This is a genomic window from Streptomyces sp. NPDC014894 (genome assembly GCF_043080985.1).
Classification (GTDB): Bacteria; Actinomycetota; Actinomycetes; order Streptomycetales; family Streptomycetaceae; genus Streptomyces.
Window position 1 is genome coordinate 145391 of record NZ_JBIBWD010000015.1, and the last position, 23877, is coordinate 169267.

Here is a 23877-nt window from a genome sequence, read left to right on the forward strand (position 1 = left end):
CCGGCGCCGGGCCCCCGCCTCGGCCGCCCGACAGCCCGCCGAACCGCCGAACCCGCCGCCCCGTCGCCCGTCGCCCGTCAGTCCTGCCCCCAGCAGGACAGGACGGCGTCGGCATCGGCGATCGTGGCGACGAGCGACAGCGTGTGGCGGATCATGGCGTCCGTGTACTCGGCGGGCACGCCCGCGACCGCGTCGGCCGCCACCACCGCCGTGTAGCCGAGGTTCACCAGGTCGAAGACGGCGTTGGGCACGGCGATGTTCGCCGAGACCCCGCAGATCACGACCGTACGGCGGCCGAGATTGCGCAGCAGCGCGTCGACCTCGGTGCCCGCGACGGGCGAGAGGCCGTGCAGCCGCCGTACGACGATGTCCTCGTCCGCGACCGCGATCGGCGGGGCGACGCGGACGGCGTCGGTGCCGGGGTGCTGTCGCACGGGCAGCCGTCCGGCGGCGCGGAACAGCCGCGCGTTGCGACCGGAGCCCCGGCCGTCCGGCCGCCGTTCGGCGACGGCGTGCAGCACCTGCACACCCGCCCGGTGCGCGCCGTCGACCAGCCGGGCGACCCGGTCGAGGGCGCCGGAGGAACGGGCGACTGCGGCGAGTTCGGGCAGGGCGCTCTCGCTCCCGGGGCCCACCACTCCGCGCTGGCACTCGACGGTGAGCAGCGCGGTGGCGGCGGGCCTGAGCTGTCGCGCGAGCCGCCGTGCGTCCCGCTGTTCGTGCCGCTGTTCGTTCCGCCGTCCGTCCCTCGGTCCGGCCCGCGGTCCGTCCCGTTGTTCGGCGCCGGTCATGGCCGCCCCTCCCGTCCGTAGCCGTACCGGCCTCGGGTACGGGCCGCGGGGCGCGCGACGGTAGCCCCCATTGCGTACGGAGGGAAGGCCGTCCATGCTTTCTGACACTCAGTCAGTCACTGGTGCGACGGAGGGAGCCGCCGTGGCGGAAGCGCAGCGCCGGGGCCGCCGGATCATGATGCCCCCGGCCGAACGGGACGCCTTTCTGACCGAGCGGCGCGTCTGCCGGGCGGCCACCGTCGCCGCCGACGGCCGTCCCCATGTCGGCCCGCTCTGGTTCGTCTGGGACGGGACCTCCCTCTGGCTGTACTCCCTCGTCCGCAGCCGCCGCTGGGCCCAGCTGCGGCGCGATCCGCGGCTGGCCGTGGTGGTGGACGGCGGCGAGACGTACGGCGAGCTGTGCGGGGTGGAGCTGTCGGGCTCGGCGGTCCCGGTCGGCGAGTCCCCGCGCACCGGCGAGCCCTGTCCCGAGCTGGAGGGCCCGGAACGGCTCTTCGCGCGGAAGAACTTCGGCCTCGACCGGATGCCGCACGACGGGCGGCACGCCTGGCTGCGGCTGACGCCGGACGCGATCGTGTCCTGGGATTTCAGCAGGCTGCCGTCGCCCTGAGGCGGATCCCCCCGGCGGACGGGCGGCCGGGGAGTCCGGTGTCACTGCCCCGAGGCCGGTCCGGCCGCCGCCGCGCGCAGCGCCTCGACCGCGGCCCGGATGGAGGGCCGGCGGTCCGCGTCGGTGCGCCACACCGCGTACACATGGCGCAGCACCCGCTGCCGCACCGGGACGAGCGCGACGCCGGCCGGGACCGGCCCCCGGCCGAGGCGCGGGGTGACGCAGACGCCGAGCCCGGCCGCGATCAGCGCGAGCTGGGTGTGGTGCTCGCCCGCGAGATGGGAGATCCGCGGTTCGATGCCCCGTGAGCGCAGGGTGAACATCAGCCAGTCGTGGCAGAACTCGCCCTCCGGCCAGGACACCCATTCGTCGTCGGCGAACTCCTCCAGATCCACTTCGGAGCGGCCCGCGAGCCGGTGACCGGCGGGCATGGCGACATCGGGCGCGTCGTCCAGCAGATGGGCCTGGGCGAGCCCGCCGGGGACGGGCAGCCGCTTGTTGCTCCAGTCGAGCACGACGGCGAGATCGAGATCGCCGCGGACGACGGCCCGCAGCCCCTCCTCGGGCTCCAGCTCGCGGGAGCGGACGCGCAGCTCGGGGTGGTCGGCGCGGAGGGCCGCGATCGCGGCGGGGAAGAGCCCCCGGGCGGCGGTCGGGAACGCCCCGATCCTGGCCTCGCCGACGACCTGGCCGCGCTGGGCCTCGATATCGGACTGGGCCAGCTCCACCTGGGAGAGGATCCGGGCCGCGTGGTCCGCGAGGAGCCGTCCGGCGTCGGTGAGCCGGACCCCGCGCCCATTCTTCGCCAGCAGCCGCTGGCCGACCTCGCGCTCCAGCTTCGCCATCTGCTGGGAGACGGCCGAGGTGGTCACATGCAGTCCGTCGGCCGCGCCGCTGACCGAGCCGTGACGGGCGAGGGCGTCCAGGGTCCGCAGGCGCTCCAGATTCAACATGTAAGCAATGCTAATCGAACCCTGCAACGAATTCTCGCTTGTTCTACGAAATTGAAGGGGTGAGAGTGAGGGCATGACCACCGCCGCCGCGCCGCCCTCCGCAGCCTCGCCCGAACCGTCCGACCCATCCGACCGGTCCGACCCATCCGGCCCGTCCGACCCGTCTGACCCGACCGACTTGTCCAAGCCATCCGGTCCATCCGGTTCGTCCCGTTCGTCCGGTCCGTTCGACCCGTCCGCCGCATCCGTCTCACCGGCCCCGCCCTCCCCCGCCGGCCGGCCGCGGCTGGACTGGCGGATCCGTTTCGCGGTCCTCTCCACCGTCTGGGGCTTCAGCTTTCTGCTCATCAAGGTCGGCACCGAGGGGTTCGCCCCCTTCCAGGTCACCTTCGGCCGGCTGTTCTTCGGTACGGCGGTCCTGGCCGTGGCGATGGCGGTCCGCCGGGAGCGGCTGCCGCGCGGAATCCGCACCTGGGCCCATCTGAGCGTGGCGGCCCTGCTGCTGAACGCGATCCCGTTCTCGCTGTTCTCGTACGCGGAGCTGACGATTCCGTCGACGCTCGCGGGCATCTGCAACGCCACCTCGCCGCTGTGGGGCATGCTGCTCTCCCTGGTCGCGCTCTCCGAGGACCGGCCGACCCGGCGCAGAGTCGCCGGGCTCGGCCTCGGCTTCCTCGGGGTGCTCACCGTCCTCGGGGCCTGGCAGGGCTTCTCGGGGCTGGACTTCCGGGGCACGGCGATGGCGCTGCTCGCCTCCCTCTTCTACGCGATCGGCTGGATCTACGTCCGGCGCACCCTGGCCGGCGACCGCCACTCGCATCTCTCCCTCACGGGGGCACAGCTGGGCATCGCCACGGCTCAGCTGGCCGTCGTCACACCGGTCTTCACCTCGATGCCGGAGTCCTTCTCCCCGGCGCCGCTGCTGGCGGTGGTCGCGCTGGGCGCCCTGGGCACCGGGCTCGCGCTGCTGATCCAGTACGGACTGGTGGCGGAGATCGGTCCGACCACCGCCCAGATGGTCACCTACTTCATCCCGGTCATCGCCACGGCGGCGGGCGTCACGGTCCTCGGCGAGGAGCTGAGCTGGAACACGCCGGTGGGCGCGGTGATCGTACTGGCGGGGGCGGCGCTGACGCAGAGCAGGCGGCGGCCGCGGGCGAACCGCGCGGAACCTTCCGTACCGGCGGCCGCGGGACCGTCCGAGCCGTCCGCACCTTCCGGTCCGTCCGCGTCTTCCGAGCCGCTCACGCCTTGCGGTCCGCCAGGGCCTTCCGCCCCCGCGAGCCCCGATCCCCGCGCCGGGCGGGCCCCGGCGGCTCAGCCGTAGCTGCGCGCCGGAGCCGGGCCGGCGGCCCGGGCCAGGGCGTCGGCGAGAGGCGTGATGTCGTCGGGCGTCAGCCCCGAGACGGTGATCCGCACGGCGGGCGGCGCGGACATCCGGAAGCGCGCGCCCGGCGCGACCGCCCACCCCGAGTGCAGCAGCCGGGCCACCGCGCCCGTCTCGTCGGGCACCGGGACCCAGACGTTCATCCCGCTGCGCCCGTGGGCCGTGACGCCGCGCTCGGCCAGGGCCCGTACGAGAGCGTCGCGCCGCTCGCCGTACGAGCGGGCCACCGCGAGGGGGTCGACCGCGCCCGAGGTCCACAGATGGACGACGGCGCGCTGGAGCAGTCTGCTCACCCAGCCGGGCCCCAGCTGCTGCCGCCCGGCCACCCGGTCCACGGTGACCCGGTCGCCGGTGAGCAGCGCGACGCGGAGATCGGGACCGTACGCCTTGGCGGTGGAGCGTACGAAGGCCCAGTTCTCGGTGGTCCCGGCGAGGGGGTGCAGCGGCTGGTCGACGATGGCGTGCCCGTGGTCGTCCTCGATCAGCAGGGTGCGCGGGCGGCGGGCGAGGACCTCGCGCAGCAGGCGCGCGCGGTCCTCGCTCACCACGGCCCCGGTCGGGTTCTGCGCCCGGTCGGTGACGATCAGGGCCCGGGCCCCTTCGGCCAGCGCGCGCTCCACATCGCCGGGGAGCGGACCGTCGTCGTCCAGGCCGACGGGGACGGGCTTGAGCCCGAGGGCGGGTACGAGGTCGAGCAGGGAGCCCCAGCCGGGATCCTCGACCGCGACCGTGTCGCCGGGCCGCAGATGGGCGATGAGCACGCGTTCGATCGCGTCGAGGGAGCCGGAGGTGACGGCGACGGGTCCGCCGGGCACCTTGTCGGCGTCCAGCCCGGCGCGGGCGAGCCGGGCGAACTCCTCGTCGACGGGGGCCTGTCCGTACAGCCCCGGCTCCCGCTCGTCGCCCAGCGCGGCGGCGGCGAGGGCCTCGCGCAGCGGCGGCAGCAGCGCGAGGTCCGGATTGCCCGCGCTCACATCGCGCACACCGGGCGGGGCGTCGACGCCGAGGGAGCCCCGGGCGGTGCTGGCGGGCCGGGGGCGCACCCGGCTGCCCCGGCGTCCGGCGGTCTCGATGACCCCGCGCTCGCGCAGGGTGCGGTAGGCGGCGGCGACGGTGTTGGGATTGACGCCGAGACGGGTCGCCAGCTCCCGCATCGGCGGCAGCAGCGCGCCGGGCTCCAGCGCTCCCGCGCCGACGCCCTGCTCGATGCTGGCCGCGATGTCCGATGCGCGCCGCCCGACGATCCGATATTCTCCTAGCACAAACAATATTATGCACTAGTGCAATGGAGGGCGCAATGCCGGATGCCTACGAGCCGACCGAACGCACCGTCCCCACCCGCTCCCGCGAGCGGGCGGCGTACGACCACGCGCGGGTCCACGCCATCCTCGACGAGGCGTGGATCTGCCATCTCGGCTTCGTACGGGACGGCGCTCCGGTCGTGCTGCCGACCCTCCACGCCCGGGTGGGCGACCGTGTCTACGTCCACGGCTCGACGGGGTCGCGCCCGCTGCGCATGGCGGGCGGGACGGATCCGGGGCTGGCGGTGTGCCTGACGGTGACCCATGTCGACGGGCTGGTGCTGGCCCGTTCGGCGTTCCACCACTCGATCAACTACCGCTCGGTGCTGATCCACGGCACCGCTCACACGGTGACGGACGAGCGGGAGAAGCGGGTCGCCCTCGACGCTCTCGTGGACGCGGTGGTTCCGGGCCGCTCCCGGGACTCCCGTCCGGCCAACGCCCGCGAGCTGGCGGCGACCGCGGTGCTGCGGCTGGAGCTGGCCGAGGTCTCGGCCAAGATCCGCACGGGGCCGCCGAACGACGACCCCGAGGACACGGACCTGCCGTACTGGACCGGAGTCGTCCCCCTGGTCAGCTCCTACGGCGCGCCCGTCCCGGCCCCCGATCTCGCGCCCTCGGTGGCGATACCGGCGTACCTCGTACGGTGAGCGCGGCGCGGACGCCGCCGGCCGGCGGGGCGTGAGGGCGGCGTTCGGGCCTGCCCGGTGACGCGAGTCCCGGTCCGCCGCCGTACGGGGGCGGACCGGGACTGTCATGTCATGTCACGGGCGGGCGCCGGTCGACGGGACCTCCTCGCCGGGCGCGCCGTCCGGCTCCCCCGCGAGGAGCCCGGCGGCGACGGCGCCCGAGGGTGTTCCGGAGGCCACAGGACCGGGCGACGGCGCCTTCGGGGCCTGCGACTGGGCGATGAACGCGCCCACCAGCACCAGCGAACCGCCCAGGATCTGCGGCAGCGACAGATGCTCCTTGAGCAGCACCCAGGCCAGCACGGTCGCGACGACCGCCTCCAGACAGGCCACCACCCCGGCCACCTGCGGCGAGAGTCTGCGCACCGAGAGAACGCCCGTGACATAGGCGAACACCGTGGCGATCAGCACCACCCAGAGCAGCAGCAGCCAGGCCGCCACCCGCGTATCGCCCAGATCCGCGTCGCCCGCCAGCAGGGAGAAGTCCATCCGCCACGGCCGGGCGATCAGCGTCAGCACCAGGGCGCCGACGAGCAGCCCGTACGCGATGACGCCCAGCGGGTCCGCCGGGTCCTTCCCGTCGCTGCCGTGGTCGGAGAGGATGAAGTAACAGGCCTGGCAGCAGGCCGCGCCGAGCGCGAGCAGCAGCCCGAGCGCATCGAAGCGGAGCCCCGCCCACACCTCGACGACACACGCCAGTCCGGTGACCGCGAGGACCACGCCCACCGCGGCGGCCCGGGTGACGGGCCTGCGCTGGACGAAGCGGATCCAGCCGAGGACCAGGGCCGGGCCGAGATACTCCACCAGCAGGGCGACCCCGACGGGTATGCGGGAGATGGACGCGAAGTAGAACGCCTGGACGCCGGCGACGGCGAACAGCCCGAAGCCGAACAGCAGAGCGGGTTTGCGGCGCAGCAGATCGCGATGGATCCAGGCCGCCGGAAGCATGAGGAGCGCGGCGCCCGCCACCCTCAGCCACACCACGTGCAGCGGGTCGAGGCCCGCTTCGATCAGCGGCTTGGCCGCGACGCCCGACCCGCCGAACGCCAGCGCCGAGACCAGGGCGATGCCCAGGCTCGCGCTTCTTCTTCCAGACGCCTGCATCGGCACATGATGTCAGGGCCGGTCAGGACCGTCGACCCCATGGCGCATGTCAGTGCACGCGGGATCCGCCCCCGGGCCCGGGACGCGCCCGGCCGCCGAGCTGTCCGGCGTCCACCCCGGCCCGGCGCAGCACCTCCACCGCACGGCAGCCGGCGTCGGCCGCCAGACCGGCGAGCAGATCGACGCCCTCGGTCCGCGCGGCCCCGCGCGAGCGGGCCCGGGCCGGCGCTCCGTCCAGCGCGGCGAGCGCGGAGGGCGACCAGCCCGGCGTCCCGGCGCGCCGCTCCCGCGGGCCGGGCGGCGCGCCCGAGTCCTCCGCCGAGCCCCGCCAGCGCAGCCCGTAACCGATGCTGCGCTGCACGAGATAGCCGAGCACCCGGGCGACCCTGGAGCCGAGGACGGCCCGGACCTCGGGATCGGTCTCGACCAATGAATGCAGAAGATGGGCGGTGTCGACCTCCCGGTCCCCGTCCCGGACCGCCCTCCGGCGCGCGGCCGCGACCGCCGAGACCAGCTCGGCGGTCAGCACGGCGTCGACTTCGGCCCGGATGACGGCGGGCTGCCCGGGCAGCCTGGAAGGAGGGATCTGCACATCTCCCACTTCATCAGCGGACGGCGTTCCGTACGTCCCCGTAGAGTCCCATTTGCCCATCCCACAGAAGGTGGGCACGGACGACCGGTTTCTCCTCCTTGCGGATGAGATCGGAGCACTCAACCCTCAGGGGCGCGCGCCGCCTTGCCTTTCACTCCCGACTCACCCCCAGACCTTCGGACGGGAGGCAACCGACCCCACGTCCGATGCGTCCCTTCCGGCATGTTCTGGATGGTCGCTCTGCTCGCAGCCGACGGGCGCCAGTACGTGTACCGGGTGTACGCGCCGGCCGCCGCCCTGCGCGCCGACCTGTTCTGGGCCGCCTTCCACTGCCATGACGAGGGGCCGCACCCCCGGGCCTCGGACTCGTTCGACTCGGCCGAGATCTGGCGGGTGCCCGCCGGGCGCAGCGATCTGACGCGCCATCAGTATTGAATGTTCCGCCCGCCCCCACTACCTTCCGGGCGACCGTGACCGGACAGGGAGGGGTGGTCGTATGACCCACGTCAGCGCCGAGGCCCGGATCGAGGCGCCGGCCGAGCGGATCTGGGCCCGGCTGACGGACTTCGGGGAGTACGGCCGGTGGAACGCGATGCACACCGGATTCCCGGACGGCGGCCCCGCCACGCTCGAACTGGGGGCCGCCTACCGCGAGAACATGAAGCTGATGGGGTTTCCCGCCGAGGTGGCCTGGACCGTGCACGAGTTCGAGGCGGGCCGGGTGCTGGCGGTCCGGGGCGCGGGCCCGATGGGGGTAATGGTCGGCAACCGCTACTCGCTCACCCCGGACGGCGACGCCACCTGGGTCCGGATCGACGGCGATTTCACCGGCGCGGCCGTCTCCCTGATGGCCGCCAGACTCACCGACTCGGCGACGGCCGCCCTTCAGGAGTCGCTGCGGAAGCTGGGCGGGCTGGTCGGCTGACGCGCTCACCTCGCGCGGACGCGCCGGGCCCGCGCGGCGGCGCGAAGCCCGGCACCGCACCTCACCTCACGGTCCGGCAGGGTCCGACAGGGTCCGGCACGGCGATACGGTCAGCGCTCGCCGGCGAGGATCAGATAGAGCTTCTTGCGGGCCTCGTCGATGACCTCGACCGCCTGGGCGCGCTGCTCGGCGCTGCCGGTCTTCCACACCTGACCGAAGGCCTCCATGAGCCCCCAGCCGGCCTGCCGGATCTCATTGACGGAGTCCCAGTCGACCCCGCGACCGGCCTCCTCCCAGGGAGCCTCCGGCCCGGCCTCGGCCTCGGCCGTGCCCGACTCGGTGAGCGTGAACAGCTTCTTGCCGCCCTCGCTCGCGCTGGTGATCAGCCCCTCGTCCTCCAGCAGCTGGAGGGTCGGATAGACCGAACCGGGGCTGGGCTTCCACACCCCGCCGGTGCGCTCGGCGATCTCCTGGATCATCTCGTACCCGTGCATCGGACGGTCCTTGAGCAGCGCCAGGATCGAGGCGCGCACATCACCGCGCCGCGCCCTCCCCCGGCCGCCGCCGTGCCGACCGCGCCCGCCGAAGGGCCCCCCGCCGAACGGACCTCCCCCGAAGGGCGGCCCAAGCGGCGGCCCGGGCGGCCCGAACGGCCCGAAGGCCCCCCGATGCCCGCCGAACCCGCCCCGGCCCGGATGGCCGGGACCGCAGTGCCCGCCGTCGGGCTCCTGCTCGAAAACATGAGGACGCATCGTTACGCTCCTTCCATCGTTGATCAGTCGCGATACCTCAACGATATATCGGAATAGCTCGCAGAACAATGCCCGAGCGATACCGGGGGTGGTCCCGCGGCAGTGGATCTCGTCCGAGCGCGCCGAACAGCAGGGCGTCGCGGCGGGAGCCGGGGCGGGGCTTGTGCGCACGGCGGCGGCCCGGCTGCCATCCGGGCTGCGCGTCGCGGGCGCGGCGGAGCCGGGGCGGGACCGGGGCCGGGGCGGGACCGCTGGATCGTGCCGGACCCTGGTCCGGAGGGCGGCCGGGATCGCCTCACGGGCGTCCGCACCTCCACCGTGCGGCGCCCTGGCCGTCCGGTGCCTTCGCCGCCCGCCCCGCGCCGCTCCCGGGCCTGCAGCGAACAGGCGTACCGGCGGCGGAAGACGCGGCGGCGCCTCCCGTGCCGGGCCTCTTCACTGACACCCGTGCCCTTTCACTGGTGTCAGCGTCGAGCGTCGACAGCAGCGCCCTGGTTCAACGTCACAGCGAGAGGCCGGCGCTCAGCGGGTCGCGACGGCGCTTCGCCGCCTACCGCCGTCGAGTGGCCTTCGGCTCCTGACCGTCCAGTCGACCGGCGATCGTGTCGAGCGTCGGCCAGGGAGGGCCCTCGCGGAGCGAACGCAGCATCTCGTCTCCGAACCGTCTCCCGTTCGGGAGCCGGTCGCCGACTTCCCAGCGCCAGGCGGCGACCACCGCGAGAACGAGCTGCCGGCAGTCGTCCAGCAGGCCCCGGTCGACGTCCGGACAGCGCTCGCAGACCGCCTCGGGGACATGGGCGAGATCGAACTCGACCGGTCCGCGGCAGCATGTCTCGAGGTCGATGAAGAGCGGGCCGTTCCTCGTGGCGAGCACATTGCCCGGATGCGGCTCGCCGTGGAGCAGCTGCTCCACGGCGCCGCGGCCCTCGATCGCCCGTCGCAGGCTTGCCAGTCTGCCGCTGAGGAACGCGCGGTCCGCGTCGGCCAGCTCCGGCGAGAGATCCGGGTCGGCGACGACGCCTTCCGCCTCCGCGACGCGATCCGTGAACCGCGGGATCGGCACGTCGACCACGTCGACCTCGCGCATACCGGCGTGCAGCCGTTCCAGCGCCCGGGCGTAGTCGGCCGGCGAGGTGTGAGGCGTCACGGGCTCGTAGTAGGTCCACAGCGTCACGGTGAAACCGTCGCGGGTGTGCACCAGCGGGTCCACCCGGGATTCCAGCAGGCCCGTCGGGCATCCGGCCCGGGCGAGCCGTCGGGCCAGCTCGACTTCGAACCGCGCGGCCTCGTACCCCGCGGGGGCCACCCGGGCGAGGACGTCGCACGGCGTCAGCCGCAGCGCCAGCCTGTTCGAGCGGTGGAGAACGACCGCGTCGTCCGCCGGCAGGCCGAGCGACGCGGCGACCGAGGTCGCAGCCGTGATCGCGCGCGTGATGTCGGTCGTGTCCACCCCCGAATCCTGGCACGGACGAGGGAGTCGGCGCCGACCATTACGGCCCGGCACACCTGGCCTCCGCTCGGGCGCCGAAGGACACAGGGGGGTGTCCCGTCTCGGGCGACGCGGTCAGACTCGCTCGTCGTCCCAGGTCATCCGGTCCGGCGAGGACTACTCGCGGCGTACGACCGAGGGTTGCGGGGAGGCGGAGGGTAACGGGACGACAGAGCCGCAGGCGAACCCGGCGGCGCCGACGCGATCGGGACATCGTGGAGCGGGCCCCGCCATACTGATGGGCATCGTGGAGCGGGCCCCCTCCATACGGATGGGCGCCGTCGAGCGGCCCCCGCCACACGGAACCGCCGATACCGCAGGGCCCCGGCGCTCGGGGGCGCGCGCCGGGCTACCGTCGGCCCATGCGGATCCAGATCGTCGACGCCTTCACCGACACCCCGTTCACCGGCAACCCCGCCGGAGTCGTCCTGCTGCCCGGCTCCACCGCCTTCCCCGATCCCGGCTCGCTCCAGCGCGTCGCCGCCGAGGTCAATCTCTCGGAGACCGCCTTCGCGCACCCGCTCCCGCCGGGCGGCGAGGCCGACTGGGCGCTGCGCTGGTTCACCCCGTCCACCGAGGTCGACCTGTGCGGGCACGCCACCCTCGCGACCGCCCATGTGCTGCACACCGCCGAAGCCGCCACCGGTACGGTCCGCTTCGCCACGCGCAGCGGCGTTCTCACCTCCGCCGTGCAGGGGGACGGCACGATCACCCTCGACTTCCCGACCGCCCCGCTGACCCCGGTCGAGACCTGGGCGGGCGTCGCCGAGGCGCTGGGAGCCGCCGTGCTCTCGGCCCATGACACCGGCCCCCAGGTGGGCGATCTCCTGATCGAGCTGGCGGACGAGCGGACCGTGCGCGAGCTGACGCCGGACGTCCGCGCGCTGGGCGCGCACTCCCGGCGCGGCGTCATCGTCACCGCTCCGGCCGAGGATCCGTCCCTCGGTCATGACTTCGTCTCCCGCTGCTTCTTCCCGAACGTCGGAATCGACGAGGACCCGGTGACGGGAAGCGCGCACACCGCCCTCGCCCCGTTCTGGTCGGCCCGTCTGGGGCGCGCCGAGCTGACCGGACTCCAGGCGTCCGCGCGCTCGGGAACGGTCCGTACCGCTCTGCGGGACGCGCGCACCCTGCTCACGGGCAGCGCGGTCACGGTCATCGACGGGGAGTTGCTGACCGCCCTCTGACCCGGCGGCGGCTGACCCGGCGGCGGCTCAGGCGGTGGGCAGCCACCCCACCCGGCCCGCGAGCAGCGCGTAACCGACGAACGCGACGATGTCGAGCAGCGCGTGGGCCGCCACCAGCGGTCCGACCCGCCCCCACCGGCGGTAGAGCAGCACGAAGACGACGCCCATCACCACATTGCCGATGAACCCGCCGATGCCCTGATAGAGGTGGTACGAGCCGCGCAGCAGCGAACTCGCCGCGAGCGAGGCGGTCGGGGTCCAGCCCAGCGCGTCGAGCCGGCGCAGCAGATATCCGACGACGATGACCTCCTCCACCACGGAGTTCTGGATCGCCGAGAGGATCAGCACGGGGAACTTCCACCAGACCTCGGGCAGCGACTCGGGCACCACCGTGAGGTTGAAGCCCGCGGCGCGCGCGGCCAGGTAGAACGCGAGACCGGCGCTGCCGATCCCCGCCGCGAGCAGGGTGCCCCGGCCCAGGTCGAACCAGGGCCGGGTCCGGTCGAAGCCCATCGACCGGAGCCCGCCCGCGCCCTCGCGGGTCAGCAGGTGCGCGACGAGCAGGACCGGCACCAGGGCCGTGGTGATGCCGAAGAGCTGCCAGGAGAGATCGAGCCAGGGGCGGCCGGGCGCGTACGACCCGTTCAGCGTCGCCGCCTGGTCCTTGAGCCCGCCCGGTTTGGTCAGCGATCCGACAAAGCTGATCAGGGCCGATACCGCGCTCGCGCCCAGCGAGAGGGCGAGCACCAGGAGCGTCTCGGACCGCAGAGTCTTCGGTGACAGGGCCTCGGGGGGAAGGGAATCAGCCACGCGTCCTGATGCCGTCTGCACACATGCCTCCAGTCGTTCGGTCCCGCCGGGCACCATCCTCACCCGGGCGCGGGACGAACGCCGGTGTCACCGCACGGGAGATCACAGCTTGCCCGACGCCGCCGCGCGGGGAGGAGGCAGGTCCCGGAGCGCGGCGGGCCCCGGAGCGCGGCGGGCCCGACGGAGCGGCGCGCCGGGCGCTCGGCCTCACGGCGGGCGGACGGGCCCCGGCGCCGGGCTCTCCGGATTCCCGGCGGACGGACGGGCCTCCCGGCGGGCGTTCAGGCCTCGCGCCCCGGGAAGCCGACCGGCCAGGTGTGCACCGGCTCGCCCCCGTGCATCAGATCGCTGTAGCGGCGGGTCATCGCGGCGAGGGCCGCGTCCCGTTCCAGTCCGGCCTCCAGGGCGCGGTGATAGGTCTCCGCCTGCCAGGTGGCTCCATTCGCCCGCCGCTTGCACCGCTCCTCGATCACCCCGAGGTACCGGTCGCGGTCGGCGGGTTCGATGTTCCAGGAGTCCAGACCGGCGGCCGCCAGCGGCAGCAGTTCGTCCCGTACGAGCTTGACCGCGGGCACCCGGGTGACGCCGCCCGCCCGGCCGGGGCGCGGCCAGAGCAGTCCGGCGTCGATGCCCTCGCGGCACGCGGTGTCGAAGTTCTCGGCCGCGGCCGAGAACGGCAGCCGGGTCCACACCGGCCGGGGCTCCTCGGCGAGGGCGCGCACCAGTCCGTAGAAGAAGGCCGCGTTGGCGATCACGTCGGTGACCGTGGGGCCGGCCGGGAGCACCCGGTTCTCCACCCGCAGATGGGGGACGCCGTCGACGACCGAGTACACCGGGCGGTTCCAGCGGTAGACCGTGCCGTTGTGCAGGATCAGCTCCCGCAGGCCGGGGACGCCGCCGTCGTCGATGATCCGCAGCGGGTCCTCCCCGTCGTCGCAGATCGGGAGCAGGGCCGGGAAGTAGCGCAGATTCTCCTCGAAGAGGTCGTACGCGGAGTCCACCCAGCGCTCGCCGAACCAGGTGCGCGGCCGTACGCCCTGGGCCTGGAGCTCGGGCGGGCGGGTGTCCGTGGCCTGCTGGAAGAGCGGCGGCCGGGATTCGGGCCACAGCTCCTTGCCGAAGAGGAAGGGCGAGTTGGCCCCGACGGCGATCTGCACCGCGGCGACGGCCTGCGAGGCGTTCCACACGTCGGCGAACCGGGCGGGCGTCACCTGGAGGTGCAACTGGACCGAGGTGCAGGCCGCTTCGGGCGCGATCGACGCGGAAGTGCAGGTCAGCCGCTCCACGCCATCGATATCGAGGGTGAATTCCTCACCGCGGGCCGCGACGATCTGCTCGTTGAGCATCGTGTAGCGGTCCACGTCGGAGAGGTTGGCGGAGACCAGATCGTCCTGGGCGAGCGTCGGCAGAATCCCGATCATCACGATCCCGGCGCCGACCTCGTTGGCTTTCCGGTCGGCATATCCGAGCCCCGCGCGCAACTCCTCTGCCAGCTGGTCGAGAACGCGGCCGCCGAGCCGGTGGGGGACAATGTTTACTTCCAGATTGAACATTCCCAGCTCGGTCTGGAAATCGTGACTTGCGATTCTCTCGAGTACCTCGGCATTCATCATCCGAGGGAGCCCGTCCGAACCTGTTAGATTAAGTTCGATTTCGAGACCGATCAGATTCTTGGGCCGGTCGAACCGCCGCTCGGCCAGCAGTCGCGCGAGCCCCGCCAGGCACTGTTGCAGCTTTCGCCGGTAGCGCTGGCGATCGGACAGCTCGAAGCTGCCGGCCACGACCTTTTCCCCCATCGAAGCGTCCCTCCTCGAGTGGGCATCGCGCGACATCGGGTCGCTCACGTCACGGACGATAATGCCCAGCCTGGCTGATCCATAACGCGGCGGCAGCACCCGGAGACAGGTAGGGTGTCATCAGTGACACAGGGCACATCCGCCGGTGCGATGGAGCACGGGCCCTCAGCAGAGTGCAGTACGCAGATACCACCGCCGGTCGTATGCTGAAAAACACCGTCCGGTTTCGGCCTACCGCCTCCGGGGTTAATCCCCTGGACGAGATGGAAATTTCCTCGGGAATCCGACACATCCCACCCCTGCCAAAGACCTGAACCTGCCTTGCAGTTAATGCGCACGACCGCTAGCGGAAACACTGCGAGAACGCGTGTCGTATAAACTTTGTCCAGCAGGCAGAGAGTTGGCGCCCAGTCGCCTTCCCGGCCGTTCTGGCCCGCACGCTGACAGCGCCGTCCGCATCTGCCTCTGCCTCACCGTGTCTCCCCAAGTGAGAGGCGACCCACCATGCCGCTGCACGCTCTCCCGGCCCCCGCGCCCGCACTGCGCAGCGTCCTCACCGCGCTCAGCTCTCCCGCCGCCGTGAGCGAGGACCGCATTCCCGCCCTCAGGTCCGTCCAGGGACCTGTGAGCCCCGAAGCACCTCTGCCCGTCCATGTCCTCGACCGCATCACCCCCGACCAGGCCCGCCCCGGCACCCGGCTGACGGGGTGGCGCTTCCTGATCCGCGCCGCCGACCGGCACGTGGCCGCCGCGGAGACGGTGCTCACCCCCGACGGCTGGGCCTTCTCGCACTTCTTCGAAGGCCCCTACCTCACCTCCACCGAACGGGCCCTGCGGCACGCGGAGTCGCTCGCCACCCCCTTCCAGCCCAGACTTCTGTCCATCCCCGAGCTGTACATGCTCACCCTGTGGCTGCACGGCGACACGAGCGCCGACGCCGCGTCAGGCGTACCGCTGCCCAACGACGTTCTGATCCCGCTCGCGCCCGCCCCGCCCGGCATCGCGGCCGACCGGCCGCACCGGGTGGCCGACCTTCTGCCCGTGATGACCCTGCGGCTCACCCCCGCACCCCTTCTCGGCTCCCCGGTCTGACCGGACGCCACCACCCAGCGGGCCGAACGCGCCCCCTGTTCGCGCCCCGTGACCGGTCGGTCGCGGGGCGCACGTGCGCCACCACCGGACTAGTCCTTTCCGGCCCCCCTGAACCACCCGAAAGTACAAGGCAGTTGGAATGAACCGGGCACACGGGTGAGGCGTCATTAATCAGTGAGACGAGCTGTCGCGAAATCCCTGCGGGATGACGCCCGTGGGGCAACACTGGGGACCGGACCTACAGATACGGGGGCGGCCATGAACACCTCATCGAGCCGCAGGACACTCACCACATCACAGCGAAAGAACCCGCCCATGTGCCAGCACCAGCCGCCCTGCCCGACCTCCGACTCAGCCGACCGGGACGCGGCGCGCCTGGTGGCGCACCATCCGGAGCAGGGCTGGAGCCTGCTGTGCAACGGGGTGGTGCTCTTCGAGGACACGGGCGAGCTGCTGCCGAACGGTCAGATCATCGCACCGCACCGGGTGGGTCTGACGCCGACGGCCGCCTGACCGCACCACGCCGCCGGACCGCTCCCGCCCGCGCTCCGACCGTTCCGTTCCGGCCCGCTCCGGCCCGCTCCGGCCCGGTCCGGTCCGGTCCGGTCCGGTCCGGTCATTCCCGCCCGCGCTCCGGTCCGGCCTCTCCGGCCCGACCGTTCCCGTCCGCCGGGCGGCTCGTCCGGACGAGGGCGCCAGAACCGGCGCGGCCCGCGGCCCGTGCGTACCGCCCCGCCCGTAGCCGCTCCACCCCTTCGTACGGGACATGACGAGGGGCCGGCCGGAGAGATCTCCGCACCGGCCCCCGCGCATCAGCGCCACCGCCTGTCAGCTGTGAGCCGCCGGTCGGCGTCCGTCAGCCGTCAGCCGTCGTACTCGTCCAGAGGCGGGCAGGAGCAGACCAGATTGCGGTCGCCGAAGGCCCCGTCGATCCGGCGCACCGGCGGCCAGTACTTGTCCGCGGGGCTGACGCCGGCCGGGAAGACCGCCTCCTCACGGGTGTAGGCGTGCTCCCACTCACCGCCCAGGGCAGCCGCCGTGTGCGGAGCGTTCCGCAGCGGATTGTCCTCGGCGGGCCACACACCCGATCCGACCTTCTCAATCTCCTGTCGAATCGCGATCATCGCCGCACAGAAGCGGTCGATCTCGCTCAGATTCTCACTCTCGGTGGGCTCGATCATCAGCGTGCCCGCCACCGGGAACGACATCGTCGGCGCGTGGAAGCCGTAGTCGATCAGCCGCTTCGCGATGTCGTCCACACTGACGCCCGTCGCCTTCGCCAGCGGGCGGAGGTCCACGATGCACTCATGGGCGACCAGCCCGGCGGGACCCGTGTAGAGCACCGGGTAGTGCGGCTCCAGCCGCTTGGCGATGTAGTTGGCGGCCAGCACCGCGACCTGCGTCGCGCGCTTGAGACCCTCGCCGCCCATCAGCCGCACATAGGCCCACGAGATCGGCAGGATGCCCGCCGAACCCCACGGCGCGGCCGAGATCGGCCCCACGCCCGTCTCCGGTCCGGCGGTCGGCTGGAGCGGGTGATTCGGCAGATACGGGGCGAGGTGCGCCCGGACGCCGACCGGCCCGACGCCGGGGCCGCCGCCGCCGTGCGGGATGCAGAAGGTCTTGTGCAGATTCAGGTGCGAGACGTCGCCGCCGAACTCGCCCGGCCGGGCCAGACCCACCAGCGCGTTGAGATTGGCCCCGTCCACGTACACCTGGCCGCCGGCCTCGTGGACCTGGGCGCAGATGTCGGCGACGTGCTCCTCGAAGACGCCGTGGGTGGACGGGTAGGTGATCATCAGTACGGAGAGTTCCTCGCGGTACTGCTCGATCTTGGCGCGCAGGTCGTCGATGTCGACCTCGCCGTCGTCGGCGGTCTTGACCACGACGACCTTCATCCCGGCCATCACGGCGCTGGCGGCGTTGGTGCCGTGCGCGGAGGAGGGGATCAGGCAGACCGTGCGCCGCTCGTCGCCGTTGGCCCGGTGGTAGGCGCGGACGGCGAGCAGCCCGGCGAGTTCGCCCTGCGAGCCCGCGTTGGGCTGGATGGAGACCTTGTCATAGCCGGTGACCTCGGCGAGCCGCTCCTCCAGCTCACGGATGAGGGTGAGATATCCGCCGGCCTGGTCGACCGGGGCGAAGGGGTGCATCTGCCCGAACTCGGGCCAGGTGACCGGCTCCATCTCGGTGGTCGCGTTCAGCTTCATCGTGCATGAGCCGAGCGGGATCATGCCCCGGTCGAGCGCGTAGTCGCGGTCGGAGAGCCGGCGCAGATAGCGCAGCATCGCCGTCTCGGAGCGGTGCTGGTGGAAGACCGGGTGGGTGAGGTAGTCGTCGGTCCGCAGCAGCTCGGCCGGCAGGGTGTCCTCGGCGGACCCGTCGAGCGCCTCGATGTCGGCGCTGACGCCGAAGGCGGCCCACACCGCGGTGAGGTGGGTGCGCAGCGTGGTCTCGTCGCAGGCGGCCGAGACATGCGAGTCGTCCACCGCGCGGAGGTTGACCCCGCCCTCGCGGGCGGCCGCGACCACCTCGGCCGCGCGGCCCGGGACGCGTACGGTCACGGTGTCGAAGTACGCGCCGTGCACGACCTCGACGCCGCCCGCGCGCAGCCCGGCGGCGAGCAGGGTGGCGTAGCGATGGGTGCGGCGGGCGATGGTGCGCAGTCCGTCCGGCCCGTGGTAGACGGCGTACATGCCGGCCATCACGGCGAGCAGCACCTGGGCGGTGCAGATGTTGCTGGTGGCCTTCTCGCGGCGGATGTGCTGCTCACGGGTCTGGAGCGCGAGCCGGTACGCCTTGTTCCCGTCGGCGTCGACGGAGACGCCGACGAGCCGTCCGGGCAGGCTGCGGGCGAACTTCTCACGCACGGCCATGAAGCCGGCGTGCGGGCCGCCGAAGCCCATGGGGACGCCGAAGCGCTGGGTGGTGCCCACGGCGATGTCCGCGCCCAGCTCCCCGGGCGGGGTGAGCAGGGTCAGCGCCAGCAGATCGGCGGCGACGGTGACGATCGCGCCGAGCGCCTGCGCCTCCTCGATGACCGGCTTGATGTCGCGCACGGCTCCGGACGCGCCCGGGTACTGGAGCAGCACGCCGAAGACGCCGCGCTCGGCGATCTCGGCGGGGATGCCCTCGCCGAGGTCGGCGGCGACGACCTCGACGCCGGTCGGCTCCGCGCGGGTCCGGATCACCGCGAGGGTCTGCGGCAGCACATCGGCGTCGACCAGGAAGACGCCCTGCTTGACCTTGCCGACCCGGCGGGCGAGCGACATCGCCTCGGCGGCCGCGGTGCCCTCGTCGAGGAGGGAGGCTCCGGAAGTGGGCAGTCCGGTCAGTTCGGCGACCATGGTCTGGAAGTTCAGCAGGGCCTCGAGCCGGCCCTGGGAGATCTCCGGCTGGTAGGGCGTGTACGCCGTGTACCAGGCCGGGTTCTCCATGACATTGCGCAGGATGACCGGGGGTGTGAAGGTGCCGTGGTAGCCGAGGCCGATCATCGGCGTCAGCACCGCGTTGCGGTCGGCGAGGGTGCGCAGCTCGGCCAGCACCTCGGCCTCGGTGCGCGCCTCGGGCAGGCCCAGCGCCGAAGCGGTCTTGATGACGTCGGGGACGGCCGCGGCGGTCAGCTCGTCCAGCGAGCCGTATCCCACCTGGGCCAGCATCTTGGCCTGCGACGCGGCGTCGGGCCCGATGTGGCGCTGCTCGAACGGGATGCCCTGTTCGAGGCTGGAGAGCGGAATGCGGTTGGCGGTCATGTAGGAGGCCTCCTGGTCTGACGCGACCTGCGAGAGGCACCACCGCACGCGGGGTGCCCTGGACGGGCCTCCCCCTCTGTCATCTCAACCTGAGAGCTTCACCGGACCGCCTGCCTGCGACGCTCCGGCTTTCACCGTCGGTGAGAGCGGATGCCGTCCGACGCCCGCCCTGCTTTCCAGAGTGACCTCGTCCGCGCGGTACAGGGTGCCTGAGAGATTCCGGGGAGGATTTGCTCCTTCGGCGCCACCGTCGTCCTGCCGGTGGACTCTCCCGCGCGGGGTCAGCAGCCGCTTGCCAGCCTACCAGCGCGCCCTTTCAGCGATCGCTCAAGTGGCCGACGCCTTCGATGTGCCCTTTCGTATGGATTAAAGAGCAGTTGCGACCATATGGAGGGACCGTGCAGACCGATATCGATCCGCGCAGCCTGATCGGCCGCAAGGCGTTCGACCGCGACGGGGCCAAGATCGGCACCATCGACGAGGTGTACCTGGACGATGCCACCGGTACACCCGAATGGGCGGCGGTGCGCACCGGGCTCTTCAGCCGGGACGCCTTCGTCCCGCTGGAGCCGAGCACCTTCGCCGACGACATCCTCCGGGTCCCCTACGAACGCTCGCTGATCAAGGACGCGCCGGACTTCGGCGTCGGCCGCCATCTCTCCCCCGAGCAGGAGATCCAGCTCTACCAGCACTACGGCCTCGAACTCTCGGCGTCTCCGGAGGCTCCCGCTCCGCCCCCGGAGGACCGCTCCTTCGGCCGGCTGGCGGGCGACGAGGACTGACCACCGCGCCCAGCCCCGCCGGGCCCGTCGGCACCCCCGGCATCCGGCGCGGGCCCCGGCTCGGGCTCCGGCCCCGGCCCCGGCCCAGCGTCCGCCACCGCCGCCGACTCCGGTACGGGCAGCGGCCCGGCGTCCGTCCCGGCCTCCCCCGCCGCCCCGGCGCCCGGCTCCGGAACTTCCGCTCCCGCTCGCACTCCCACTCCCACCAGGGGCAGCGGATCGGACGGCATCAGATCCGGATCGTCCACCCGGAAGGTGCGCACCCGCCCCGGGGGCGAGCCGGGGCGCTCGAACCGCACGGTGACCCGCCCGACGCCGCTGCCCTGCACCCAGCCCGCCCCGTACAGGTCATGACGCACATCGTGCCCGGGCGTCCACTCCCGCACCGCGGGCACGTCCCCCTCCGCCTCCCCCGCCGCATCCGTCTCGCGCGCCCCGCCCGCCGGCCGCGCGTCCTGCTCCCCGGCGCCGTCCGGCCCGGGAGCGGGAAACACGGCCGCCGGTGCGCCGGCGGCGGCCTCCGCGGCGGCGGAGGCCTGGGCGAAGAGATCCTCCTGCGTGTAGTCCGCGAGCCCGGACACCCCGACGCCCAGCAGCCGCACCCCGCCGGTGGTGTCCACCGACTCCAGCAGCCGCGCGGCCGCCTCCCGGACCACCGAGGCGTCGTCCGTGGGGCCCCGCAGCGTCTCGGAGCGGGTCAGCGTCGAGAAGTCGTACCGCCGGACCTTCAGCACGATCGTCCGCCCCGAGTGCCCGGACTCGCGCAGCCGCGCCACACAGCGCAGCGCGAGCCGCTCCACCTCGGTCCGGATCCGCACCCGGTCGTGGAGATCCACATCGAAGGTGTCCTCGACCGAGACCGATTTGGTGTCCCGCTCGGCCACCACGGGCCGCTCGTCGTGACCCAGCGCCATGCGGTACAGCGAGGTCCCGTGCGCCCGCCCCAGCAGCCTCACCAGCTCGTCCTCGCCCGCCTCGGCGAGATCGGCGCAGGTCGTCATGCCCGCGCGCCGCAGATGCTCCCCCGTCGCCGGGCCGACCCCGGGCAGGATCCGCACCGACAGCGGGCCCAGCAGCTCCCGCTCGGCGCCCGGCTCCATCATCACCAGCCCGTCCGGCTTGGCCTGCTCCGAGGCGATCTTGGCGAGCATCTTGGAACCGGCGAGCCCCACCGAGCCGGTCAGCCCGGTCACCGCGCGTATGTCCACTCTCAGCCGCTCACCGGCGGCCAGCGCCGACGGCAGATCGTGCGCCGCGCCGCCGGCCTCCAGGTCCACGAAGGCCTCGTCCAGGCTGAGCGGCTCGACCAGCGGGGAGAGCGATCGCAGCAGCTCCATGACCTGATCGCTGATCGCACGGTAGAAGGAGAAGCGCGGCACCAGATACGCCGCGTTCGGCGCGAGCCGCCGGGCCTGCGCCATGGGCATCGCCGAGTGCGCCCCGAAGCGCCGGGCCTCGTACGAGGCGGTGGCGACCACTCCGCGCGGGCCGAGCCCCCCGACGATCACCGGTTTTCCGCGCAGACTGGGCTTGGCCGCCTGCTCCGCGGCAGCGTAGAAGGCGTCCATGTCCAGATGCAGGATCGTCGGCGCGGGTCTCACACCCTCGATGCTGCCCTACGGCACTGACATCGCCCCGGCCGACGGGCCCGCACCGGCCCGACCACCGGTCCCCGGCCCGGGGGCTCGTACCGCCGCAGGACCCTGCCGCGCCACGGCGGACAGCGGCCCAGACCGTCAGACCGCGCGATTCTGCCGCCGTCTGGCCAGCTCGTCGGCGGGATGGTGGCCGACGAGCGTCTCGCCGGTGTCGACCCGTTCGCCGTGCAGCTGCGACAGCGCGGTCTCCACATCGCGCCAGACCACCCCGACCGCGATCCCGAAGATCCCCTGACCGCCCTGGAGCAGACTCACCACCTCGTCGGGCGAGGAGCACTCGTAGACCGTCGCCCCGTCGCTCATCAGCGTCATCCGCTCCAGATCCGCGTGGTCGCGGCCGCGCAGATGCCGCACGGCGGCGCGGATGTTCTGCAGCGCCACCCCGGTGTCCAGGAAACGCTTGACGATCTTGAGGACGACCACATCCCGCAGGCTGTAGAGCCGCTGGGCCCCGGCGCCGTACGAGGGCCGCACACTGGGCTCGACCAGGCCGGTACGGCCCCAGTAGTCCAGCTGTCGATACGTGATCCCGGCCGCCGCGCACGCGGTCGGCCCTCGATAACCGACCGTGTCCGTGTCCGCCGGCCGGTCGATCGCACCCTCCGGGAGCGGATACGGCCCGCTCTCCCCCAGACCGCGTCCGAGGGCACCCCCCACCGCACCGTCGCCGCTGCTTCTCACGCCGACCTCCGTCCTTGAACTGCCCACTCGACGGTAGGCAGTCACCAGGGGTGCGTCAACGATCGCCACACTCGGCACGCCGAGTGATAATCACCCTGAGAGTGGTTTCCCGTGCCCCAAAACGGGGAAAGGCTCCTCGAATGCGCCGAAGTCACTCCCGCGACGGCCTCTCCGGTGACCGCCGGAATCCGACGGCCACCGGCTCACCGCGCGGCGGTCACTGGCTGTTGGTCCCGAAGTCCTCCGGAGAGATCTGATCGAGGAACTCGCGGAACTTCTCCACCTCGTCCTCCTGCTCGTCCGGAATCGCGATTCCCGCGTCGTCGAGCACCCCGTCACTGCCGTAGATCGGCGTTCCGGTGCGCAGGGCGAGCGCTATGGCGTCGGACGGCCGCGCGCTCACCTCGACTCCGCTGGCGAAGACCAGCTCCGCGTAGAAGACCCCTTCGCGCAGGTCGGTGATGCGGACCTCGGTGAGTTCCTGCCCCACCGCCTCCAGGACGTCCTTGAAGAGGTCGTGCGTCAGCGGTCTGGCGGGCGCCATGCCCTGCTGGGCGAAGGCAATGGCGGTCGCCTCCCCAGGACCGATCCAAATGGGGAGGTACCGATCGCCTCCCACTTCACGCAGGAGCACGATCGGTTGGTTGGAGGGCATTTCCACCCGGACACCCACAACGTCGAGCTCGTTCACACAGCAACCCTAGGACGTGCCCGACCCGTTTGGGTAGTCGGGCACCTCCCGGATCAGCCGATCCGCACCCCGAGGGCGGTCTGCACCAGGGCCGCGTGCAGCCGTACGGACAGGGCCGCCAGCTCTTTCGCGGTCGCCTCGGCATGCGCCCTGGTCTGCGGATTCCGATGCCGCCGCAAGGGTGCGACCACCTGTTCGATCAGGCCGGCCTCCCGCTCGGCGGCGGCCTTCATGGCCCGCAGATGGCGCGGTTCCAGACCGAAGCCGCCCAGATCGGACACCAGCCGGGCGACGGTCACCGACTCCGCGTCGTAGCCGCCGTCGGGATGCTGCGCGAGCAGCCCGTACGACTCCCACTCCGCCAGCTGCTCCTCGTCCAGCTCCGCGGCGGCCAGCAGCTCCGCCCGGCCCACTCTGGCGGCCGTACGGCGCTCGCCGGGCACTTCCCAGCCCCCGGAGCCCCACGCGTCGCCAGAGGGCTCCCGAGGGGCTCCCTGGGCGGGCAGCTGAATCTGCTCGCCCCGGGCCATGGCGTCCAGATGCTCACGGATCACCTTCAGCGGAAGATAGTGGTCCCGCTGCATCCGCAGCACCTGGGCCAGCCGCTCGACGTCCGCCGAGCTGAACTTGCGGTACCCCGACGGCGTGCGCCGCGGCTCCACCAGCCCCTCGGCCTCCAGAAAACGGATCTTGGAAATCGTGACTTCAGGAAACTCGTCACGCAGCTGACCGAGCACCGTACCGATGCTCATCAGCCTCTCGCCCGCGGAAAGCCTCTCCGCCGCGGCGGCGGTGCCGTGACCGGCACCGCCCGTCGGTGTGCGCATGTGCCTTCCCT

General features: G+C 72.7%; 23 protein-coding genes and 1 riboswitch. Of the genes, 9 read left to right on the forward strand and 14 right to left on the reverse strand.

Annotated features, from left to right (window positions below; genetic code table 11):
• Positions 1–77: 77 nt before the first annotated feature.
• Entirely contained in the window at positions 78–791 is a 714-nt protein-coding gene (locus ACF089_RS29725) for a cysteine hydrolase family protein (RefSeq protein WP_392033120.1), read from the reverse strand.
• A 142-nt stretch (positions 792–933) separates the two neighbouring features.
• Between ACF089_RS29725 and ACF089_RS29730 the strand changes: the two genes are divergently transcribed.
• Entirely contained in the window at positions 934–1401 is a 468-nt protein-coding gene (locus ACF089_RS29730) for a pyridoxamine 5'-phosphate oxidase family protein (RefSeq protein WP_392033123.1), read from the forward strand.
• 41 nt (positions 1402–1442) lie between these two features.
• Here ACF089_RS29730 and ACF089_RS29735 read toward each other — a convergent pair whose 3' ends face one another.
• Entirely contained in the window at positions 1443–2354 is a 912-nt protein-coding gene (locus ACF089_RS29735; RefSeq protein ID WP_392033126.1) for a LysR family transcriptional regulator, read from the reverse strand.
• 178 nt (positions 2355–2532) lie between these two features.
• Here ACF089_RS29735 and ACF089_RS29740 point away from each other — a divergent pair, with 178 nt between their 5' ends.
• Entirely contained in the window at positions 2533–3681 is a 1149-nt protein-coding gene (locus ACF089_RS29740; protein ID WP_392033129.1) for a DMT family transporter, read from the forward strand.
• On the opposite strand, the gene ACF089_RS29745 is transcribed toward ACF089_RS29740, so the two are convergent.
• Positions 3672–5003, reverse strand: coding sequence for an aminotransferase class I/II-fold pyridoxal phosphate-dependent enzyme (locus ACF089_RS29745; protein WP_392033132.1), 1332 nt, complete (start codon positions 5001–5003; stop codon positions 3672–3674). The two genes, ACF089_RS29740 and ACF089_RS29745, sit on opposite strands and share 10 nt — an antisense overlap.
• Before the next feature lie 23 nt (positions 5004–5026).
• Between ACF089_RS29745 and ACF089_RS29750 the strand changes: the two genes are divergently transcribed.
• Entirely contained in the window at positions 5027–5692 is a 666-nt protein-coding gene (locus tag ACF089_RS29750) for a pyridoxamine 5'-phosphate oxidase family protein (protein WP_392033135.1), read from the forward strand.
• 114 nt (positions 5693–5806) lie between these two features.
• Here ACF089_RS29750 and ACF089_RS29755 read toward each other — a convergent pair whose 3' ends face one another.
• Both ACF089_RS29755 and ACF089_RS29760 read right to left on the reverse strand, forming a co-directional pair.
• The gene (locus ACF089_RS29755) at positions 5807–6835 is read right to left on the reverse strand and encodes a DMT family transporter (RefSeq protein ID WP_392033137.1); all 1029 of its coding nucleotides are present in this window, start codon (positions 6833–6835) and stop codon (positions 5807–5809) included.
• Between the two features lie 49 nt (positions 6836–6884).
• On the reverse strand, positions 6885–7427 hold the full coding sequence (locus ACF089_RS29760) for a Clp protease N-terminal domain-containing protein (RefSeq protein ID WP_392033140.1): 543 nt from the start codon (positions 7425–7427) through the stop codon (positions 6885–6887).
• Positions 7428–7649: 222 nt separating this feature from the next.
• Between ACF089_RS29760 and ACF089_RS29765 the strand changes: the two genes are divergently transcribed.
• Positions 7650–7862, forward strand: coding sequence for a hypothetical protein (locus ACF089_RS29765; protein ID WP_392033143.1), 213 nt, complete (start codon positions 7650–7652; stop codon positions 7860–7862).
• Between the two features lie 61 nt (positions 7863–7923).
• Positions 7924–8352 (forward strand): SRPBCC family protein, encoded by a 429-nt coding sequence (locus ACF089_RS29770; protein WP_392033145.1) that lies wholly within the window; start codon positions 7924–7926, stop codon positions 8350–8352.
• Positions 8353–8462: 110 nt separating this feature from the next.
• Here the strand turns inward: ACF089_RS29770 and ACF089_RS29775 are convergent, their stop codons facing one another.
• Both ACF089_RS29775 and ACF089_RS29780 read right to left on the reverse strand, forming a co-directional pair.
• Positions 8463–9104 (reverse strand): PadR family transcriptional regulator, encoded by a 642-nt coding sequence (locus ACF089_RS29775; protein ID WP_392033148.1) that lies wholly within the window; start codon positions 9102–9104, stop codon positions 8463–8465.
• Positions 9105–9654: 550 nt separating this feature from the next.
• Positions 9655–10554: a phosphotransferase gene (locus ACF089_RS29780; RefSeq protein WP_392033151.1), complete on the reverse strand. Its 900-nt coding sequence runs from the start codon at positions 10552–10554 to the stop codon at positions 9655–9657.
• Between the two features lie 401 nt (positions 10555–10955).
• On the opposite strand from ACF089_RS29780, the gene ACF089_RS29785 reads away from it, so the two are divergent.
• Positions 10956–11780, forward strand: a complete 825-nt coding sequence (locus ACF089_RS29785) for a PhzF family phenazine biosynthesis protein (protein ID WP_392033154.1) — start codon at positions 10956–10958, stop codon at positions 11778–11780.
• Between the two features lie 27 nt (positions 11781–11807).
• Here ACF089_RS29785 and ACF089_RS29790 read toward each other — a convergent pair whose 3' ends face one another.
• Both ACF089_RS29790 and ACF089_RS29795 read right to left on the reverse strand, forming a co-directional pair.
• Positions 11808–12590 (reverse strand): CPBP family intramembrane glutamic endopeptidase, encoded by a 783-nt coding sequence (locus ACF089_RS29790; RefSeq protein WP_392033157.1) that lies wholly within the window; start codon positions 12588–12590, stop codon positions 11808–11810.
• A gap of 281 nt (positions 12591–12871) precedes the next feature.
• Positions 12872–14386, reverse strand: coding sequence for a glutamate-cysteine ligase family protein (locus ACF089_RS29795; protein WP_392033160.1), 1515 nt, complete (start codon positions 14384–14386; stop codon positions 12872–12874).
• A gap of 504 nt (positions 14387–14890) precedes the next feature.
• On the opposite strand from ACF089_RS29795, the gene ACF089_RS29800 reads away from it, so the two are divergent.
• Both ACF089_RS29800 and ACF089_RS29805 read left to right on the forward strand, forming a co-directional pair.
• On the forward strand, positions 14891–15478 hold the full coding sequence (locus ACF089_RS29800; RefSeq protein ID WP_392033163.1) for a hypothetical protein: 588 nt from the start codon (positions 14891–14893) through the stop codon (positions 15476–15478).
• A gap of 315 nt (positions 15479–15793) precedes the next feature.
• A complete protein-coding gene (locus ACF089_RS29805; RefSeq protein WP_392033167.1) occupies positions 15794–15991 on the forward strand; it encodes a DUF5999 family protein in 198 nt (65 codons plus the stop codon).
• Positions 15992–16341: 350 nt separating this feature from the next.
• On the opposite strand, the gene gcvP is transcribed toward ACF089_RS29805, so the two are convergent.
• Positions 16342–19227 (reverse strand): aminomethyl-transferring glycine dehydrogenase, encoded by a 2886-nt coding sequence (gcvP, locus tag ACF089_RS29810; RefSeq protein WP_392033170.1) that lies wholly within the window; start codon positions 19225–19227, stop codon positions 16342–16344.
• Between the two features lie 186 nt (positions 19228–19413).
• Positions 19414–19511, reverse strand: a riboswitch (glycine riboswitch).
• A 114-nt stretch (positions 19512–19625) separates the two neighbouring features.
• Here gcvP and ACF089_RS29815 point away from each other — a divergent pair.
• Positions 19626–20009, forward strand: a complete 384-nt coding sequence (locus ACF089_RS29815; RefSeq protein ID WP_392033173.1) for a PRC-barrel domain-containing protein — start codon at positions 19626–19628, stop codon at positions 20007–20009.
• Here ACF089_RS29815 and ACF089_RS29820 read toward each other — a convergent pair.
• The 4 genes from ACF089_RS29820 to ACF089_RS29835 all read right to left on the reverse strand — a co-directional run bounded on the left by ACF089_RS29820 (position 19919) and on the right by ACF089_RS29835 (position 23866).
• The gene (locus ACF089_RS29820) at positions 19919–21610 is read right to left on the reverse strand and encodes a DNA polymerase IV (protein ID WP_392033175.1); all 1692 of its coding nucleotides are present in this window, start codon (positions 21608–21610) and stop codon (positions 19919–19921) included. The genes ACF089_RS29815 and ACF089_RS29820 overlap by 91 nt on opposite strands.
• A gap of 135 nt (positions 21611–21745) precedes the next feature.
• Positions 21746–22348, reverse strand: coding sequence for a MerR family transcriptional regulator (locus ACF089_RS29825; RefSeq protein ID WP_392033177.1), 603 nt, complete (start codon positions 22346–22348; stop codon positions 21746–21748).
• A gap of 217 nt (positions 22349–22565) precedes the next feature.
• Positions 22566–23039: a bifunctional nuclease family protein gene (locus ACF089_RS29830; protein ID WP_006123076.1), complete on the reverse strand. Its 474-nt coding sequence runs from the start codon at positions 23037–23039 to the stop codon at positions 22566–22568.
• A 53-nt stretch (positions 23040–23092) separates the two neighbouring features.
• Positions 23093–23866 carry a MerR family transcriptional regulator gene (locus ACF089_RS29835; RefSeq protein WP_392033180.1) on the reverse strand — a complete coding sequence of 258 codons (774 nt, stop codon included), beginning with the start codon at positions 23864–23866 and terminating at the stop codon, positions 23093–23095.
• Positions 23867–23877: the final 11 nt, after the last annotated feature.

Bases quoted from the DNA above. Each gene is read 5' to 3' on its own strand.
- ACF089_RS29800 (WP_392033163.1), top strand. From the start codon at position 14,891: ATGCCGCTGCACGCTCTCCCGGCCCCCGCGCCCGCACTGCGCAGCGTC.
- ACF089_RS29735 (WP_392033126.1), bottom strand. From the start codon at position 2,354: ATGTTGAATCTGGAGCGCCTGCGGACCCTGGACGCCCTCGCCCGTCAC.
- ACF089_RS29785 (WP_392033154.1), top strand. From the start codon at position 10,956: ATGCGGATCCAGATCGTCGACGCCTTCACCGACACCCCGTTCACCGGC.
- gcvP (WP_392033170.1), bottom strand. From the start codon at position 19,227: ATGACCGCCAACCGCATTCCGCTCTCCAGCCTCGAACAGGGCATCCCG.
- ACF089_RS29805 (WP_392033167.1), top strand. From the start codon at position 15,794: ATGTGCCAGCACCAGCCGCCCTGCCCGACCTCCGACTCAGCCGACCGG.
- ACF089_RS29770 (WP_392033145.1), top strand. From the start codon at position 7,924: ATGACCCACGTCAGCGCCGAGGCCCGGATCGAGGCGCCGGCCGAGCGG.
- ACF089_RS29725 (WP_392033120.1), bottom strand. From the start codon at position 791: ATGACCGGCGCCGAACAACGGGACGGACCGCGGGCCGGACCGAGGGAC.
- ACF089_RS29750 (WP_392033135.1), top strand. From the start codon at position 5,027: ATGGAGGGCGCAATGCCGGATGCCTACGAGCCGACCGAACGCACCGTC.
- ACF089_RS29775 (WP_392033148.1), bottom strand. From the start codon at position 9,104: ATGCGTCCTCATGTTTTCGAGCAGGAGCCCGACGGCGGGCACTGCGGT.
- ACF089_RS29835 (WP_392033180.1), bottom strand. From the start codon at position 23,866: ATGCGCACACCGACGGGCGGTGCCGGTCACGGCACCGCCGCCGCGGCG.
- ACF089_RS29795 (WP_392033160.1), bottom strand. From the start codon at position 14,386: ATGGGGGAAAAGGTCGTGGCCGGCAGCTTCGAGCTGTCCGATCGCCAG.
- ACF089_RS29755 (WP_392033137.1), bottom strand. From the start codon at position 6,835: ATGCAGGCGTCTGGAAGAAGAAGCGCGAGCCTGGGCATCGCCCTGGTC.
- ACF089_RS29765 (WP_392033143.1), top strand. From the start codon at position 7,650: ATGTTCTGGATGGTCGCTCTGCTCGCAGCCGACGGGCGCCAGTACGTG.